The following is an 18,699-nucleotide window of genomic DNA, read 5'->3' as shown; positions in this document are numbered from 1 at the left end:
CTCTTGGCTCGGAAGTTTGCTTGGAAATTCGCTTAAAAATTCGTTTAGAGGCTTGCTGAGGGAGTTTCAGAAATCAGGCTAAGGCGTACCGAATTACCGCTCTTCAGCTCTCCGCTGCTGCGAACCACGAATTGTTCACCCGGCTTCAGTCCTGACAAAATTTCCACCTGATCATCCACCCGATCGCCCAGACGCACCGTTCGAGCTTCTACCGTGGCGCGATCGCCCTCTCCTTTAACCACAAAAAGCGTCGCAGTCTTGGCTTCAGAGCGCTGAGTGGCTGATCCCGACGGCGCTGAGCCTGATTGCGATCGGGATGCCTGCGATCGGGATGCCTGCGAACCCGATGGCGCTGAGCCTCTAGAAGCAACCTGCACCGCAGCTTCAGGGATTACGACTTGCCGCGCCGTCTGGGGAGTAAAGCTAACTCGCGCCAGCAGCCCAGTGCCGATCTGCCCTTCTGAATTAGGAATCGTCACTTCAATGGGCACCAACCGAGCAGTCGGATCGGCAGCAGGAGAAATTTGAGAAACGCGACCTTGGAAAGTGCGAGCGGCAAAGGCATCCAATTTAACCTGCACAGGCTGACCTAACCGAATGTCAGCCAACTCTAGCTCTGAAATTTGCACTTCCACCTTAATTTGGCTGAGATCTCCCAACCGCAAAATTTCGCTACCCGCCTGAGCTAAGTCTCCCGGCTCCATGACCCGCTCTAAAACTGCACCCTCTACCGGGGCGCGTAATACTGTGTAACCCTGTCGCTGCTGGGCTTGAGCCACCAACGCCTCTTGAGAAGAAATCCGACGCTGAGACGCATCCACGGCTCTCTGACGGTTACGTACCTGTTGCTGCGCCGATCGCACTGCCTGTTCTGCCGTTGCGGCTCCTGTGCGTCCCAGCTCAAATTCCTGCTCGGCGATCGCGCCTTCTCTAAAAAGCTGCTCCAGCCTGTCTGCGTCCGATCGCGCCTGCTGAAGCTCTAGCTCTGCTTGTCTGACCTGGGTTTGAGCATCCGCCACTTCGGCTTGCAGACTGGCGACATCCGCCTCACGCGCCGCCACTTCTGCATCAGCTTCCACGACTGCTGCTGCCAGCAGACTATCGTCTAGCTGCGCCACAACCTGTCCTTGCTGTACTGGATTACCCACATCTACCGCCACGTCCAAAACCTGCCCTTCCACCTGCGATCGCACAGACACTAGGCGATAGGGCAGAGTTGTACCCGTATAGGCTTGGTCTTGCTCTAGCTGCGCCTCACGGGCGATCGCTACATCCACGGCAACAGATTGAGGCTGCTGCGATCGAGGTGACTGGTCAGCCGTTTGGGCATCTCCAGGCGGCATCAAGGCACAGCCCGTAGGTAAAAGAAACAGTCCGGTTAGCCAAAAGCGGCTCAGTATTGCCGCCAGCTGCGATCGATCAGTCAATCTGTTAGAGGATCTATGGGTTGAGGTTGGCAGCATGAGTCACGCAGTGTTACAAGCATTGAAAGTCATAGATCTGAGCATACATTGAGTTTTGTAAACTTATCTCTTCCTGAAGTTGTAGCCTCAGAGTCATGGCTTCATCGAGAGATATTTTTTTGAAGCGATATTGTTTGTGAGCGTGGCACCCCGCGTTCCTCTCTCATAAAAATCTCTCTCTGAAATCAGCAACGCTCAGGTGCCGTATTTACCGAGCCACAAGGGGAACATACGACTGCTAGCTATTAAAGGCAGTTCTGATAACAGAGGGGCGATCGTTTAGATTACAGATTTGTAATGTGTCGGACGGCATTGTGGCGTTACAAAAATATAAGATGTTACAGAATGCTTAAAGAGACAAGGCTCTCTTTCCAGATGTTCTCAGACTATATGTCCTTAAGTTCAGGCTGGGTTACTTCAGCCATATAGGAATTGTCATTACAGGAATTATCACCCAATGAAGCGAGCAAATCAGGTGAACCAAGAAATTATTGATCTATTTGACGAATACACCCATACTGCTTTGGCTCGGCGCGACTTCTTTAAAAAATTGGTTCTGCTGGCGGGAGGCACGGCGGCAGCTACAGCCCTTCTGCCCATTCTGGAAAGTAACTACGCCAAAGCGGTCATGGTGGCAGAAGATGATCCTCAGCTCAGCACCGAAACCATCACCTATCCTGGTGCGGGTGGAGAAATGATGGGGTATCTAGCTCGACCCAAAAATGCTTCAGGGGACTTGCCCAAAGTGATCGTGATCCACGAGAATCGAGGCTTGACTGCCCATATTCAAGATGTCGTGCGTCGCGTCGCATTGGAGGGTTATGAGGCTCTGGGAGCAGATTTTCTCTCGATCGCAGGTGGCACTCCCAAAGATGAAGATAGGGCGCGTGAGCTAATTGGCGCTCTAGATGCTCAGCAAACCTTGGGAAATCTCATGGCAACCCTGGCATTTTTGCAAAGTCGCGGTGCCAGTAAAGTCGGCTGTGTAGGCTTTTGCTGGGGGGGGGCGATGACTAATCAGTTGGCAGTCAATGCGCCGGACTTGGGGGCAGCGATCGCTTTCTACGGCTTGGTTCCCCCAGTTGAGGATGTGCCAAAGATTCAGTCGCCGCTGTTGCTTCACTATGCCGGACTTGATGAACGAATCAATCAAGGAATCCCTGGATACGAGGCGGCGCTGCGAGCTGGAGGAAAAGATTACACCCTCTGCATGTATGGCAAAGTGAATCATGCGTTCCACAATGACACCAGTGAAGCGCGCTACGATGCCAATGCTGCCCAGCTTGCCTGGGAACGATCGATCGCATTTTTTGACTATTATTTGAAGGCTTAAGCCACGACTTAATTTTTTGAAAGGGGCGATTCTCACCCCTTTCAAAAAATCTATACACGAAATCAGCAACGCCCATTTTTTAGCGGCTGCAAAGCTTCTGAGTGGTATGCTGAGCTATCCTCGCTGCCACAGGCGAATGATTTCGTCTAGGGTATTGCGATCGGGCGTTGGCTGAACTCCGGGCGGGTTGACTTCGGCACCGGGAATATTTTGATTCCAAGGGCTGTTGGGGATTGATCGCAAGTCCACTGAGGGATTCACCGGACGAAAGCCATATTGCACAAACACAGCCTGCTGTTCGGGCTGCTTCAGAAATTCTAGAAACTGCTGAGCGGCGTTAGCAGCACCTTGACTGACATTACGTTTGGCGATCGCTGCTGTTGAAACTGTCTCGATCGTCGGGTCAATGTAGTAAATCTGGTAGGGCTTTCCTTGCGTCGTAGTGGACTGCTTCCAGCGATGTAGGGCAATGCTTTCGTAAACGACTGCCACATCAGCATCGTTGGGACCGCGCGTGATGAATTCTTGCAGCAAGGTGTCGGTCGATCGCGGCGGATTGTAAACCGACTGCTTTGCTAATTTAAATAGAGAGGCGATCGCTGGACTACTCAGCACACTGGAATTGAGAGTGCTAGATCCTGCCCCCCTAGATCCTGCCCATAGCCCCATCGCCAACTGACCGCTATTCGATCGCGTCGGATCGGTCAAAACCAAATCAATGCTGCCCCAGCTTTTGTCACCGCCGATCGCGCTCCAGTTGCCTTTCTGTAGAGCAGATTCTAGCTGTTGCCAGTCAAAACGTCCGTTGGGAAATAGAACTTTGCCGCGATCGCTCCAGGCAATGCCCACCAGAATGGATTTGACGATCGGCTGGGGTGCCCCATAAAAGGGAGGTTCACTGTTTTGGGCAAGCCAGCGCTCCTCTAGCTCCGTCAGGCTTTCGCCATTTGCTGGGATTAGTACTGCTGGAGTGAACTCGTTTTTGTCGTCAATGTAGTTGTTGACAATATCCTGAGAGCCTTGAAACTTTAGCTCGATCTGGATATCAGGATGGGCTTGCTCAAATTTAGCTTCTAGAGCCTGCAGCGGTTCCTGAAGCTCTGTGCCGCTCACGATCGCGATTGTCTGACTCAAGCCCGGTATCGGTGCGTAGGCAAGACCGAGTCCTGTCAGGAAGATAAGGCTAGAGAGAAAGGCTCGACGGGTCAGGCGAGATTGAGTTCTTTTCATGGGGATGATTGGCTCATCAGCAAATCGACGTTTTCTTGAAAGAGGCTCAGCTCGTCGCTGAGCGATCGCAGTTCTAGACTTTGCTGCGCATCTGCCAGGTTTGCCGATCGCAGTTTATTTTGCAGGGCTTGCAACACGCCTGCCGAATCCACAACCAGCGTAGACAGGTTGGCAACCTGTGCCTGCCGAGCATCCTCTCCAGTTTGGACAAGCTGTATATTTTGCTCCAAGCTTTCCGCCAGATATTCAAGCTGCTCTCTCACTAAACCTGAGCGGGTTGTTTGTAGGCGATTTTGCACTCCGCTCAACTGTTTGCGTAAATCATCTACCGACAGCAGCGAATCGCTACCCTGCATTCGTTGGGCAAGTGCATTTATCTTTTGGGGTAGCTCCGTTGACCGATCGCAAGCCAATTGCACCGATGCCAGCAGATCCATTTGCAGGGAATCGGTAATTAGCCTTGCCGCCTCGGCGCGAAGTGCGATCGCCTTTTCGGCTAACAGCCTCGCCTGCTGCTGCACTGAGAGGAGTTCCCGTTCTAATTCCGGATTCTCTAGATTCAGCATTTCCGGCTCCTGCCCTTTGCGGAAGGCGGCTCCTGTAAAGGCGATCGCCCCCGCAGCAGGCAGTGCCACCCAGCTTGGCAATTTGGCAACCCGGATGCTGAATACTAGGGCGATCGCACCTATCAGCATCGGCAGAGGATAGTAAAGAGGGTTAGCAAATTTCACAATCCTAAAACTCCAGTTGTAGGTTTTGCATGACCCGTGAAATCGTCTCAGGATCTCCCTTAGAGTAGTAGCCGCCTGTCGTTTGGGCAATTTTTTCTAGAGCGCTGGCATCAAATTCGCCCTCGTTGCCATAGCCGACCGTGAAAAAGGAAATACGCTGGTCGCTCTCAATGCCGCTCTTGGCTAAATCGGTCGCCAGCTGGTCAAGGCCAATACTGGAGTCCGTATCTTGACCGTCCGTTAGCACAAGTACCGCGTTGATGGCATTAGGACGAAGATTTTGCTGGAGCCAGTTGCGACCGTAGAGCGAGGCATCGTAAAGCGCAGTACCGCCCTCTACCGCTAAACCACTAATGAACTCTAGCCCTTTAGCCTGTCCAGCAGGAGAGCCATCCACCAGAATGGGAGGACGGATAGCAGTATCAAAATCGATCAGGGCAATGCGATCGTTGGGAGTCAGAGCTTTAATATAATTTTGCAGCGTGGACTGTACGGCTGGCATTTTGTCGCCCGCCATCGAACCGGATGAATCGACTACGATCGCCACCAAGGAGGGCTTTTTAGCGTTTTGTTCCCAGGCGGTCAGCATGGCCTCCACCACTTCGGGCTGGGGCGGACGGTAGGAGTCGTATTTTGCCTGGGGATTCACGCCAAACTCTGGGCTAAACTTTGCCCCCAGCGCCACGCCAGGAGTACCAGGTCGTAATCCGAGGCTGGCAGCAATCTGCTGCGCTTCGGCAGATTGCAGATAGGTGACGACCTGCTCTGCTGCTGCTTTTTCCTGAGCGCTGACCCAGGGAGCGGTGGGCAAGATCGATCGCATGTTAGATGAAAAGGTCGCTTTGGGATAAATTGCTTCATACTTGGCTTGCCCTGGCGTTTGCCCCGCATTCGCCGCAATCACTGAAGACTCATAGACAGAGGCGATCGAAGCCCAAAAGCTGCCGTTCTGCACCATTGCTGTGGCTAGAGAGTGGGTAGAAACGCCGTATCGCGTAATCTTTTCCTGAATGGCTTTCACATCTGCCGTGTAGCGCTTGACATCTGCGTCCGTCATTTGTTCAGGTCGCTTACCCGAAACCGAGGCATATTGCGCCACTAGCGTTTGCAGCCCAGAGTTAGATTTGGTGGGTGCAGTCTGGACATAGTGAACGGGCAAAGGCTGACTGGCAGCATCAATATCTCGATGTGTTTTTGCCGTCACCAGAGCCTTAAACAAATCATTCGTTTGCCGCAATCCGGGAGCCAAGTCTGCCGGAGCCATGAACACCATCGGGCTATTGGCAAGCAGCGGTGAATCGGTGATTTCAGGGATGTATTTCTGTCCTGGAAACACTTGGTTGATGCGATCGATCAATAAACTCTGATAGATTTCACCATCCACCGAGAGCAGCGTTGGAAACTCAGGAGCATCGGCAGGTAAAGTGCCCGCTTTGAACTGCTGCGCCAAGGACACCATTTTTGCCACCCCATCGCCGCTGCCCAAAGCCTCACAGGAAACGTAGTATGCCTCGCCGCTTTGAAGCTTCGGCTGCTGCTGGTTAAAGCGATCGGCAGATTGGGTACAAAAATCCTGTAGGGCGCTACCCACGAGCATCTTCACTTCAAATCCGGCTGGAGCGCTGCTGCCACAGGCATGAATGAGCAGAACGGCAGAGAAGGTCAGAAACAAGTAAACCGCAAGTCTTTTAATCTTGAAGAGCATAGATTGATCCGTGAAGCGACAGGAGAAACGGTTTGACTCTAGTTACAATATTCCCGGTGCAGATTCCAAAATTCACTCACTTTGAAATCAATCTTTAATAGCTGTCGTCAGTTTGTTTAAGACATCTATGGTGGGCACTTCAGATTCAAGGATGATGAGTTTGAGAGAGTTGAGCGGCACAAGCAGGTGCTAACTCAGAGGGATAGGAGCGACCCGTAGCCTGAGTTGTCAAGATAACCACCCCACTTTTATCAATGACCCAGCCCTGGGCTTCGGCGATCGTCCCTGCATGGCTAGAACGATCAGCCTCAGAAACGCCTTCCCTAAAGGCAACAGGCGGAGGAAGTCTATTTGCTGGCGGGACTGGTTTCGCATCCAAGGTTGCCCAATCTGTCAGCACTGCCTGAGTTGTGCCCAAATCTGTTGGGCTGGGAGGCAGACCTCCACGACCCGACATCACAAATTCGCTGGCAAGGCGTTGAGCGGGTTCGTTTCCTGCGGTACACTGGCGATCGATCAATTGAGAGGCATCAACAGGATCGCTCGCTAGTGCCACTAAGCCCCGTGTCGGGTCGATCCTGGGCGTATTGAAACTAATAACGCCGCTGTTGCCAAACTCTGAGCTGGCAGTGATATCACTTTCAATCGTCTGCTGCTCCTGTGGCGCAATTCCGATGAGTGCTTTTTCGTTTAGCGTTATGTTCCCCGCATTTTCCCGGATCGCATTTGCCGTGATATCGCTATTCTCATCAGGATTTGCCAAAATAAAGTTACTTTGGATATCAATATTGCCCCCTGTCCCGCCTCCGCTTTCAGTTCCTGCCGATGTCGTAATAGCGCTATTGCGTCGCAGGAGTAAGACCTCTGCTTGGCGGATGTCAATGTTTGCTCCCGATCCTGATTCGGTTTGAGCATCTACTAATCCTCTGTCTAGCAGAATGTTCTGTGCCCGTATCTGCAAACGTCCTGCGCCAGTAGCCTGCGGATTTATACTGCTTACCGCCACCACTGCCCCCTCTCGAACTGTGAATTGCCGAGTTGTAATGTTCAAATTGCCTCCTGCTCCAGTCGCCTGACGCACCGCTCGAAAATTTTGACCGGGCAGCCCTCCAGAAACAGCCAGTAGACCTGTCGGAGAAAGAGCATTTGGGGCAGTGCCACTAATCTCGATCGCCTCTCTAGCACGTACAGTCAAGTTACCTGCTGCTCCGCTGCCGTAGGTGTTAGTTTGCAAAACGGCACCCCCGCTGAGGCGTAATCGCTGAGTTTCGACCAAAATCTGTCCGCCATTGCCGATCGCCCTCACATCAGGGCCAGAAAATATGCCTCCAGGAAAGGTCAATCCTTCAGGGCTAAGCTGAGGCTGACCGTTCGATAAAAGCAAAATTCCTGCCATAGCGATATCCGTTGCTTTGACGGTGATGTCGCCCGCCCGCCCAGATCCAAAAGTTGTTGAGGAAATTGCCCCGCCTTCCTGGCTACGAAGCTGCTGAGTTTGAAGGGTGATATTTCCGGCGCGACCTGCGACTCCATTGCCCTGCGTTTGGGAATATAAAAGACCGTTACCTAAAATATCTATAGATTGAGCCTGGATAGACACATCGCCGCCGCGCCCTGAACTTAGCGTCAGAGAGCCTAAACTCGCATTACGAATCATCAAACGTCCGGTTCTGATGCGGATATCTCCCACATTTCCTGACGCATCAGAGCCAGTCTGAGTCACTAAACCTGTGCCAAAGTTAGGCTGGGCGCTGTCTAGAATGACGGCATCTGAGGCTCGGATATTCAGACTGCCACTCTTGCCGTTTGCATTCGTAATGGAGTTGACTGAAGCTCCGTCTTGGATGATGAGCGATCGCGTAGAAACAAGCACGTCTCCAGCATTGCCAGAACCTACTGTCGTCGTCGAAAAACCACTATTAATTCCGCTAACGATGCCTGATAAAGTAATAGAATCGATCGCGTGAATAGAAAGCCTTTGTCCAGATGCGGTTCCTTCCGTCACTGAAAGTATCTGTGAGCCATCTGTAAGACTGACTTGTCCTGCCTGAATTTGAATTGCGCCACCACCTCCTACGCCAGCATCAACTGCAATCGATCCGCTAGTATCCACGCTTCCTCCCTGGGACAAGCGAATTCTACCGAACTTTTGTATCCCTTCGTATCCTAAACGCCATCCCTCGTCTATTGTAGACAGGCTCACCTGACCCGGACTGATGACACTGCCTAGTTCAATTCGTCCGCTAGCTGTAAATAGGTATCCGCCCAGCAGATCGACGTTTCCGCCCACCAAAGCCACAGTGCGATCGGGACGGACTTGCAATCCGCCAGGATACGATTCGCCATCAAATAGAGCAGGATTGCCCTGCGTGTCTCGAATAACTTGGGTCGATCGATTAACGATATTTCCTGGATTTCTGCCAAACTGAAGACCCACTGGAAGACTGATCGTTAGCAGCGCCAATTGTGGTGTAACAGCACTAAACGGTGTGCCGTCAGCAAAGTTGATCCGGTTAGCGGTAGTTGCTAAAAACGATCCGCCAACGTTGAGTGAAGCATTGCGTCCAAACACAATGCCGTTGGGGTTGAGCAGGAAAAGATTGGCAGCGCTGAGGGAGCCATCTGATCTCAAGACTTCAATCGTGCCATCAATTCTAGAAATACGCGATCCGGTCACGCGAGAGAAGATATGGGTAATTGCTGGATCAACGCCCCGGAACGATGCCGTTCTGCCATTGGGCACCGAAAATTCTCGAAAGCTGTGGAATAGATTTGTACCGGCTTCAGTGCCGTCCGTGATTACCAGAGCGTTACCTTGATTTCCAACCTGAGACGGACGCGGAAGCGTAGTATCTCCAACGACTTGAGATAGGGCTAAATTGCTTCCCCAGAGCATCCAAATTAATAAACCAATTGCCCCTCTGGAAATCACACAAGCAGGCTGTATCATAATAGAGTAGTCAAATTAAGCTCTCAATCTTGCAAGCCTTTAAATAGAGCGATCGATTGGCGATTGCCCGTAGATTAAAGCTCAGGTTGCCACAATGAAACTGTTGGTAATCGCTCCAATGTTCGTTTTGCCTTCTACGATTGCAATCAGCTCGTTGCCAGTTTTCGCAAAGATTTGAGTATTGCCGCCACTTACCTGCAATCTATAATTGATTGCAGCCCCTTTAATCTGAATCTTATCGGTACCTGCTGAAAAGTCTTTGATGACTGCATAATCTCCATTGCCGCTCAAGGTGTAAAAAATTTGAGAAGTGTCCCCTAACGCAAATGTGTCTTTACCACCTCGACCCGTTAGTTTATCAACCTGGTGTCTATACCTATCCTCAGCACGCTGTAGGATGCCAGCATCAGTAATGCCAAAGACAGTTCCATCAGAATAACGCGGCAGATCCACGAATCCTACCAATAAATTATTACCATCATTGCCAGTAATCTCATTATTAAGGTAGTTTCCTGTCCCCTTGATGTTGCTGCCACCTGTCAAAACAAGATTATCAATACCCGTTGGGTCTTGTGAGGCATAAGAGTAGTAAGTTACATTCTGAGTTTTTTTACTTAAAGACCAATCTACGGAAGCCTTAACAGTTTCCGTTCCAGTCTCAGGAGAATCATCTACAAAGTCACTGGCGTTGTTAACGATGTAGACATCATTACCGCCGCCCCCCTTCATATAGTCTGAGCTTCTTCGTCCGTCAATGACTTCAGCGCCATCACCACCGTAGAGGAAATCATGTTTATTTCTTCCTGTAAGATTTGGTTCTCCACTGTAGGCAATTTTGGCGATCGACCCATTCTCAAAGACGATTGAGGTGCGAAAAAGCGGCTCATTTACAAACGCATCTAGTTCGATGTCCTTGCGAGTGGATCTAGCGCTAGTAGACAGCGTCACCTCTAAGCCTCGATTGCCAGAGTTTAATCTTTTGACGGTTACACCTGTGAAACCCCCTGCTTCTAATAGCGAGAAATTCCAATAATTCGCATCTGCAAGAAAACTAGGCTCAGGCGTGGGATCATTATCGGGAGCGAACCGAGCCGCCATATAGACTTTAGAGCCATCCGTTGTGTAGGAAGGTCTTGTATAGGTAGGATCGGCGTTGGTAGGATGTTTCCCACGTGGCTTACATGAGGTTTTTGGCGGCATGGTAGGCTCCTTCAAGAACTTGCTGTAGCACTGATTCATTTATCTCATCTATCATCCAAATCCAGAGGAATTACGCCAAGTCTCGGAATTAATTTGCGTAACTTAATAATTTTGCTCTAAATCTTGAATGACTGGACAGTGAAAAGTTATTGATGCCATTTGTATAGTTGCATCCAATGACTGAATCAAGCGGAACTGGGGATGTAGGTCACTCGATTTTATCGGCAAGCAATTGAGGCAGAAGTAGAGTGGGTCTACTTCTAGGAAAAATCATCAGCAGTTGATGCTGCAAGGTAATGCGAACAATCTGTCCGAAGGCAGGGGGGCACTTCATAGCACCCACTATCGCCCAACCAACTAGATAACCCATAGGCAACGGATGAAACAGGTGCTCAATTGTTCATCCGCTTCCTTCGTTGCCTATCTATTGCCCTGTTCTCGCGATCACTGTCTGTCTAAGCAAACCTTGATTTCGCCCCAGCCAACAGCGATCGCGAGAACCCAAACCTTGATTTTGGGAACCCAAATATTAATTTCACTGAAGCAAATGCTGGTTTCGCTTAAGCAAATATTGATTTTGGCAACTCAAACATTAGTTTTGCTTGAGCCAATAGCGATCGCGAGAATGCAAACTTGATTTAGCGATACTCCTGAGACTGAATCTCCCGAATCCGTGACTCCGATCGCTTAAATCGATCGAGCTGTGCCTCAAAAAACTTGCGGTTTGCCAGCAAATGTTCTGGGTTAGGGTCGTCCAAGGGATACAGTAAGGCAGTTCGCAGCGCCTGAATCACCGCAGAGGTAACGCAATACATCGATCGCTGAAAGCTAACCGCCAACTGCACCAGCATGTCATCTTCACCCCGGCAGTGCTGCTGGTAATATTCCACCAGGTAGGGCGGCAAAAAATGCAGCATATCCTGCGCCAGCAGCGTTGGTGGAATTCCGGCAGAGCCAACGGGAAACTTGTCAGCATACAGCACGCCATAGTGAAAGTCTTTTTGCTGGGTGGGCACCTGTCCGGCTTGAGCATTGTAAGACTTAGTGCCCCGGAATGGAGAAGTGCGATAAAACACGGCTTCTACATAGGGTAGCGCTGCCTCGTAAAGCCACATAAAACCCTTCGACTTGGGGATAATCTCGTAACATTCGTCGCCAACGTAAAGATGATGATAAATCGGTCGTCCGGCGATCGCAAAGATACCGTTCACCAAGAAATTCATCGCATCGGGGACGCTAGCAATCTTACCCTCATCGTAGAGATCCGACATCTCAAAAAATACCGGAGCCATTACCTCCCAAAACAGACCTAAATTTGAGTAGTAGGACATTTGCCGTACCTGCTCTAGGAACATTTCAGGAAACATTTTATATAGCCCCAGCATTGCCAGATTACCCTTGAAGTAGGCTTTGATGGCGCGATCGGCGTTTTGACGATACTCCTCGCTGTCTAGGTAAGCATCAAACTGTCCCATGCCCATATCGCGCCCATGCCAGAGCATCGATCGCATACATTCTTCAGCAAACTCCATGTTAATGCGATCGTGCCAGAGATGATGAAACAGTCGGGGCAGCTTTGAATTAGTTTCCCCTTTCGCCATAAATTCCAATAGCTCCGGGTGCGCTGAGGCTCTGCCTCGCCAGATCCGCAGATCGGCAGTCTCTCCGGCATAGTGATTGGGGCGATCGAGATAATCCTGCGAGATGAAATACTTAAAAAACGGCAGCGGATTCAGGAACACGCGCTCGGCAATGTACAGCAGATCGCGCCAGTAGAAATCCATCGGCACAGCATAGGCTTTGTACAACCCAATGATCTGCATCAAGTTCTCCGGCGTATCCGGCAGCATCGCCCCACCTGCCTCCAAGCGACGGATAACGTCGGAAAATTCATGGGTGGAAGGCGGTAACTTAGCGATCGTCGGGTTTTCGAGGGTAGTGGTCATAGGGATAGTCAATGTAGGGTGAGATATTAAGGTGTAGGGGCAGCATTCGGGCAATCATTTTCGATAGAAAGAAGACTTACAGGGAACTTGTGCTCGCATCGTCCGCCTGAACTACGATCGCCCGATCGGGTACTGTAGCAACCAAAGCCGTTGTCGTTGATTCTGTCCACCGCACTAACCACACAGGTTGAATTCCCAAGAACAGAATCAGCGCTCCCAAAATTAGCGCAGGTACTTTGTCAGACCAGTAAACTTTAGGAAAATAGGCGATCGCATTGTCCAACTTGCCAAAACAAGTACGATTCAGCAGAATCACAAAATAAACGGCTGTGAGTCCCGTACCGATAACCGCCAATAGCGTCTGCCAAGGAAACACGGCATAGCTGCCCTGAAACACCAGGAATTCGGCAATGAAACCCGCCAATCCCGGAATTCCGGCGCTTGCCATAGCTCCTAAAATCAGCATTGAAGCTACTGAAGGCAAGCCGCGAATCGGGTTCAGCAAGCCGTTCAAAACATCCAGTTCCCGACTGCCCACTTTAACTTCAATCACCCCCACCAGATGAAACAGCAGCGCCAGAATTAATCCATGCGCCACCATCTGCGACACTGCGCCCACTAATGCCAATGGCGTGAGAGCCGCCACCCCCAGCAACACATAGCCCATATGCCCGATCGAGCTATAGGCAACCATGCGCTTGATGTCCTTTTGAGCGATCGCCGCCATTGCTCCATACAAAATGCTGATGGCTGCCCAGGTGGCTAAATAGGGAGAGGCGATCGTCCAGGCTTGCGGAAACAGACCCAGCCCAAACCGCATAATGCCATAGGTTCCCAACTTCGCCAGTACACCGCCTAGCAAAATTACGACGGGCGTAGAAGCCGCCACATAGGTATCAGGTAGCCAGGTATGAAAGGGCACCAGGGGAATCTTGATGCCAAATCCTATGATCAGCAAACCCAGCAGGACAAGCTGCAAGCCCATCGGCAGCGTTTGCCCTAACACCGACTGATAAGAAAAATCAGCCGCCTTCGTCAGCCAAACCAAACCTAAGAATCCGGCAAGAATCAAAATGCCAGAAGTCGCCGTATAAATCAAAAACTTGGTTGCCGCATAGCTTCTCTTATCGCTGCCCCAGATGGAAATTAGCAGATAGAAAGGAACCAGAACTAGCTCATAAAAGAAGAAAAAGAGCAGCAGATTTTGGGCTAGAAAAGCTCCAGCAACGCCACCGCTAATGAACAGAATCAGCGAATAAAATAAGCGCGGGCGATCGGTGCTACCACTACACAGCAGCGCAATCCAAGTGAGAAAGCTATTGAGCGCCAGCATGACGATCGATAAGCCATCTGCCCCCAGCTCGTAGTTCAATCCCAAGGTTTCGAGCCAGGGCAAATACTCCCGAAACTGAAGCGCCGAATAGGCAATATCAAACTGAGTCAGTAGCCAAATTGTCCACAGCAGAACGCCACCCGATAGCCAGACAGCACCTGCGCGAATCTGCTGTTGGGAATGAGAAGCGGGTAAAAGAGCGACGATCGCCGCACCCAAAATCGGAAGCCAAATGAGAGAACTCAGCATAGAGGTAAGGGAATGAAGGATTAGCTACCTGCAACCAGAGAAACAACTTGAGCAATTTGCAGCTGAGATAAAAATGACCAGCTTACGAGGAATGCAGCAATAAATAACCCAAAAACGATCGTCAGCACATAGGATTGACTCTGACCAGAATTGCCGTACTTCAACGCCTCCCCTCCAAACAGCGAAGAGACACCCACGAAGTTGACTAAGCCATCCACAATATAGCGATCGATCCAGTCCGTTAGTCGAGACACAATATCCACACTGCCAACCACACTAGAGCGATAGAGGGTAGGCGTATAGAAGTCATAAGCCAGGAGGTTTTGCAGTGGCTTCCAGGGAAGCTGCACAGGCTTAGCGACATAGCTGCCAACGTAAACTAAACCACCCAGACTCAGACCGAAAATACTTGACCAAGTGAGCAGCAAAGCCAGATCTTTGTTGAGGGTTGCCCAAGCAGGTAGCAAATTGAGGCTCTGCAAAATCATCGGCACATGCAGCGAGAATCCGGCAAGGATCGTCATCGGCAAGGTTACTGACCAAATGTTTTCAGGCGATCGTACCGCCATCGCGTGAGGTTTCCCTGCAAACATCCGTCCGAAGGTGCGGGTCAAGCTAAAAGCCGCCAAGCTATTGATCACCAGCAGCAATCCCACCAGCCAAGGGTGCGTTTCCCACAGCTCATTCGCTAGCTTTAGCATTGCCCAAAAGGTGCCAAAGGGCGGTAGCGCGATTAATCCGATCGCTCCCGCAATAAACGACAGCCCGGTGATCGGTCGCCGTGACCACAGCCCGCCTAACTGCGTCAAATCTTGGGTGACTGTATTCAGCACGATCGATCCGGTGCTAGCCACCAGCGCCGCCATCGCAATCCCGTGGGTCAAGACCAGCAGCAGCGCTGCCTCGGTTTGGTGGCTGCCCACTGCAATGAACACCACACCCATGTAGGCACTCACCAGATAGGAGAGCGATCGTTTCACATCAATTTGGGCGATGGCGATTAGCGTGCCGCCGACCGCCGTAACGGCTCCAATGGCGATCGTTGTGTTCATCACCGCAGGCGACAGCGACAGCACAGGCTCCAGCTTCACCAGCACCCAGGCCCCCGTCGCCACCACTACTGAATTCCGCAGAATCGTGCTGGGCAAAGGACCTTCCATCGCTTCATCTAGCCACAGATGCAGCGGAAACTGAGCGCACTTGCCCATCGGTCCTGCCAGCAAACCCAGCCCCACCAACGCCGCAAGCTTGGGATCAATATTTGCCGTTTCTGCCCAAATTGCCATCTGGTTATAATCCCAGGTGCCCGTCAGCGGATAGATCGCCAGCACCCCCATTAGCAGAAACAAGTCGCCCACCCGCTTGGTGAGAAAAGCATCACGCGCACCTGTCACCACTAAGGACTGGTTAAACCACATGCCAATCAGCATATAGGTTCCCAGCGTCAGGATTTCCAGGATCATATAGCTAATAAACAGCGAATTGGACAGGACAAGGGCACACATCCCCGCTTCAAATAGCGCCAACATAGCAAAGAACCGCGCCCAGGCCCAATCCATTTCTAGATAGCCGATCGCATAAATTTGCGCCAAAAAATTCAGCCCGTTGACTAGAACCGTTGCGCCGATCGTCAGCGCCGAAATTTCTACCGGAATACTCAAATCTAGCCCAGCCACCTGAAGCCAGGATACCGAAAGGTACTGTGGCGGCTGATGCAGTGCAAGAAACAACGCCAACACCCCATGCAGCAGCGCCAAAAAAGTAGTAATGGCATTGATATAGCCTGCGGGACGGGGGCCTGTGCGCCGCGTGATTGCCGGAAACCAGGCGATCGACAGCACCATGCCCACCAGCGGATAGCAGGGGATGAACCATGCAGTTTGAACCAAAAACTGGAGCATTGATGACATCCTTGTGTCTCTAAAAGTGCAGATAAAACTGTGCTTTGAGAAATAGACTCAGCTATCAAAAAGAATAGACTTTCATCTATGTATTTAACTTTAATCATTGAAATTAGTCTTTATCGTACATCAACGATCGCCCAAAGGGAATCCAGCTGCCATCAACAGATTTTTCAAGAGATATAAGCAAAACTAATGTTCGCTGATACCGCTTTAAAATCTAAACGGGGCAGATATTTTTTGTGAGTCACACTCCGCGTGACTCGCAAAAAATATCTGCCTTACAACCAGTTTAAATGGGTATAAGGGTAGCAGCTTTCAATAAACAATAAATTCTTTAACAGATGTAGCGAACGATCCGAATACCATCCCAAGCAGGAATTTTATCTGTGCGCTGTGGGTCACGTTTCTGGTCGTACCATAGGTCACGCGATTTAATACCGTGAGTCACAACGCGATCGCCATCCCAGCACCAGCAGCTAATTGAGACTGCGCCAGAATGCTGCTGAACCTCATCAAGAGTAGGCAATCGAAAGCGAAATTCTCCCATAAAGACGGCAGCTTCGCCCTCTAGATAAGTCTCGCCCAAAGTGCTGCTATGTTGAGTTAGCCACTCACAAAACGCCTTGGCATCGCTGGCTCGGACACCAACGATCGCCTGATTTGCCGTTCCGGGCGGGAAGCGATCGCCTGTCCAATACTGCGGCTGATAGTTCTCACCAGAGAGCCGCTTTTCGTCTACAAAAAGCTGATACTCCGCACAGCTCACATAGCCCATGTCAATTTCGGTGCGATCGTCAATGCGGAGCAACTTATGGAGGCGGCGCTGGAGCTTTACCTCTGCGGCTAGTTTAAAAATGGCTGGATCGATCGCCTCCAACCCTTGCTCTAGTCTCTCTTCCAGCTCTTTACGGACTTTGCCATCCTCAACGCTCAGGCTCTCCTCTAGGCAGTCATAAGCCAGAGTTAGAGTCTCCACTGTGCCCTTTTGCAGCGCTGTCCAGATCAGATAACTAGCATCGCTTTGGGCAGCATAAAGGCGAGTCGTTTCCTCCCACCAGGGATTGTCAATATGTCGAGCCAGCAGCAGTTCTTGTTGGCTTTCCTTTATCTGAGCTGAAGCCAGATACTCCTGAAAGCTTTTGTGGGCAAAGGCATATTTGCCTGACTCTTTTTCCAACAGCAGACCGCTGATATTTTCGACCTGCCTCAGAAACTCCTCTGGTGAAACGCGGTCTCCCGCCACCGCCACCAGCTTTTTTTGAATCAGTAAACTTCCTTGCAGCAAGGTAAAGTCACTCGACTCTTTCCGCATTCGATTCAGCGCCAAGACTTGCAGCACCGATCGCTTCTGAAGAGCAGTAAGTTTGTCGGGCAACCCCTTAGCCTCTTGTCGCCGTCCCAGTAACACATCACAAATTTCGGCATATAGCTCTACTCTGCGTCCAGGCAGCGCTCCCCGATAGCAGTGAACGGTCGCAATCATGGTGAGCAGCAGCGGGTTCAGCGCCATAGCTGCGATCGCCGGACTGTACTGAATCCGCTTAATCAGATCACGCGACTGCTGCTCGGCGTGATGGCGCACTCCCCGATCATCTCTGCCCAACCCCCGCATGATCTCATTTTGCAAATACCAGTTTTGGATAAACTGCTGCATTTGCTTCAAATCAAACGGCAGGATCTCCAGCAACATACCGACCTGCATCAGTGGAGCCGATCGATAGCCAAAGGGACGCGACGTGAGAATAAACGGCGTAGTCGGGTAGCGCTGAATCTGGCGATCGCACCACTGGCTCACCTGCTGCCGTCTGTGCGGATCGGCAACCTCGTCTAGTCCGTCCAGCATCACCAGACACCTGCCCTGCTTCAGTCGCGTCTCAAACCAGTGGGGCGATCGCCTCAGCTCTTGGAGGCTTTCCTGTTGATCCATTAAGGCTGCCAGCGTTGGCGGTGAATCGGTAGCGATCGCCTCCTGCACGTCCCGCAAATACAGCAGTATCGGGATCAGTCGAGGGACTCGCTGATGTGTAGGCTGGCGAGAATTTTGGGCATAGCTGAGCGCCAAATGTTCTAGCAGCGTGCTTTTGCCCGAACCCGGAGGCCCCAAGATCACCATGCGTCGAAAGCTAGGTTGCTGTGGCAAGACCGCCAAAAAATCCCAGATGCCCAGCTTGTTATTTTCTCTAGCCTGAATGAGCGTCTGGATGAGGTCAGAAGGGACGCGATCGGCACTCTCAGGAGCCACCCGCAATGGCACAAACACCTTCTGCAAGTCCAGGGAAAAAGAGCCTTTAGTTTTTAATCCCTGAACGCGGAAATCTCGCAGTCGATAGATTAGCGTCTGGTAATACTTGCCCTGAAATTGTCCGGTGACGCTCCACCACAGCAATAGAGCAAACTGCTCAACCTGGCTGACACTCCACTCTGCCAAAGCATCCAGACGCGGATCAAGCTTGGTGAAAAACTTGAGCAGAAAGGTGAGAATAGCGGTGCCGAGCAGGGAGACGATCGCCCCACCCCAGTTTCCCTGCAAGCCAAAATGCACGGTCAAGCCCACCCCTGCTCCGGGCAACCCCCAACTCAGCAGAGTGTCCTGAACCAGCTTTTTAATTTGTTCAATAAATGAAGTCTGCGGATTGGGGGAAGGTTGCGTCATTG

At 51.1% G+C, this 18,699-nt stretch carries 11 protein-coding genes; 1 reads left to right on the top strand and 10 read right to left on the bottom strand.

Translation table 11 applies throughout. From position 1 onward, the window contains the following. Positions 1 to 44 precede the first annotated feature (44 nt). Positions 45 to 1,427, bottom strand: coding sequence for an efflux RND transporter periplasmic adaptor subunit (locus AC5JMP_RS18890; RefSeq protein ID WP_495853031.1), 1,383 nt, complete (start codon positions 1,425 to 1,427; stop codon positions 45 to 47). Positions 1,428 to 1,920: 493 nt separating this feature from the next. Between AC5JMP_RS18890 and AC5JMP_RS18885 the strand changes: the two genes are divergently transcribed. Continuing rightward, positions 1,921 to 2,796 carry a dienelactone hydrolase family protein gene (locus AC5JMP_RS18885; protein WP_495853030.1) on the top strand — a complete coding sequence of 292 codons (876 nt, stop codon included), beginning with the start codon at positions 1,921 to 1,923 and terminating at the stop codon, positions 2,794 to 2,796. Positions 2,797 to 2,910: 114 nt separating this feature from the next. On the opposite strand, the gene AC5JMP_RS18880 is transcribed toward AC5JMP_RS18885, so the two are convergent. The 9 genes from AC5JMP_RS18880 to AC5JMP_RS18840 all read right to left on the bottom strand — a co-directional run bounded on the left by AC5JMP_RS18880 (position 2,911) and on the right by AC5JMP_RS18840 (position 18,697). After that, entirely contained in the window at positions 2,911 to 4,026 is a 1,116-nt protein-coding gene (locus AC5JMP_RS18880; RefSeq protein ID WP_495853029.1) for a substrate-binding domain-containing protein, read from the bottom strand. Continuing rightward, entirely contained in the window at positions 4,023 to 4,757 is a 735-nt protein-coding gene (locus AC5JMP_RS18875) for a hypothetical protein (protein WP_495853028.1), read from the bottom strand. Before AC5JMP_RS18875 ends, AC5JMP_RS18880 begins: the two co-directional genes overlap by 4 nt. Before the next feature lie 4 nt (positions 4,758 to 4,761). After that, the gene (locus AC5JMP_RS18870) at positions 4,762 to 6,462 is read right to left on the bottom strand and encodes a VWA domain-containing protein (RefSeq protein WP_495853027.1); all 1,701 of its coding nucleotides are present in this window, start codon (positions 6,460 to 6,462) and stop codon (positions 4,762 to 4,764) included. A gap of 145 nt (positions 6,463 to 6,607) precedes the next feature. After that, positions 6,608 to 9,412, bottom strand: coding sequence for a two-partner secretion domain-containing protein (locus AC5JMP_RS18865; protein WP_495853026.1), 2,805 nt, complete (start codon positions 9,410 to 9,412; stop codon positions 6,608 to 6,610). An 81-nt stretch (positions 9,413 to 9,493) separates the two neighbouring features. Beyond that, entirely contained in the window at positions 9,494 to 10,612 is a 1,119-nt protein-coding gene (locus tag AC5JMP_RS18860; protein ID WP_495853025.1) for a hypothetical protein, read from the bottom strand. Positions 10,613 to 11,250: 638 nt separating this feature from the next. Next, positions 11,251 to 12,558, bottom strand: coding sequence for a CO2 hydration protein (locus AC5JMP_RS18855; protein ID WP_495853024.1), 1,308 nt, complete (start codon positions 12,556 to 12,558; stop codon positions 11,251 to 11,253). A gap of 76 nt (positions 12,559 to 12,634) precedes the next feature. Continuing rightward, positions 12,635 to 14,140, bottom strand: coding sequence for an NADH-quinone oxidoreductase subunit M (locus AC5JMP_RS18850; RefSeq protein ID WP_495853023.1), 1,506 nt, complete (start codon positions 14,138 to 14,140; stop codon positions 12,635 to 12,637). Between the two features lie 20 nt (positions 14,141 to 14,160). Next, positions 14,161 to 16,041 (bottom strand): NAD(P)H-quinone oxidoreductase subunit F, encoded by a 1,881-nt coding sequence (locus AC5JMP_RS18845; RefSeq protein ID WP_495853111.1) that lies wholly within the window; start codon positions 16,039 to 16,041, stop codon positions 14,161 to 14,163. 337 nt (positions 16,042 to 16,378) lie between these two features. Continuing rightward, positions 16,379 to 18,697, bottom strand: a complete 2,319-nt coding sequence (locus AC5JMP_RS18840; RefSeq protein WP_495853022.1) for an NACHT domain-containing protein — start codon at positions 18,695 to 18,697, stop codon at positions 16,379 to 16,381. Positions 18,698 to 18,699: the final 2 nt, after the last annotated feature.

Source organism: Drouetiella sp. (assembly GCF_059504425.1).
This window is presented reverse-complemented; position numbering and strand designations above follow the sequence as displayed.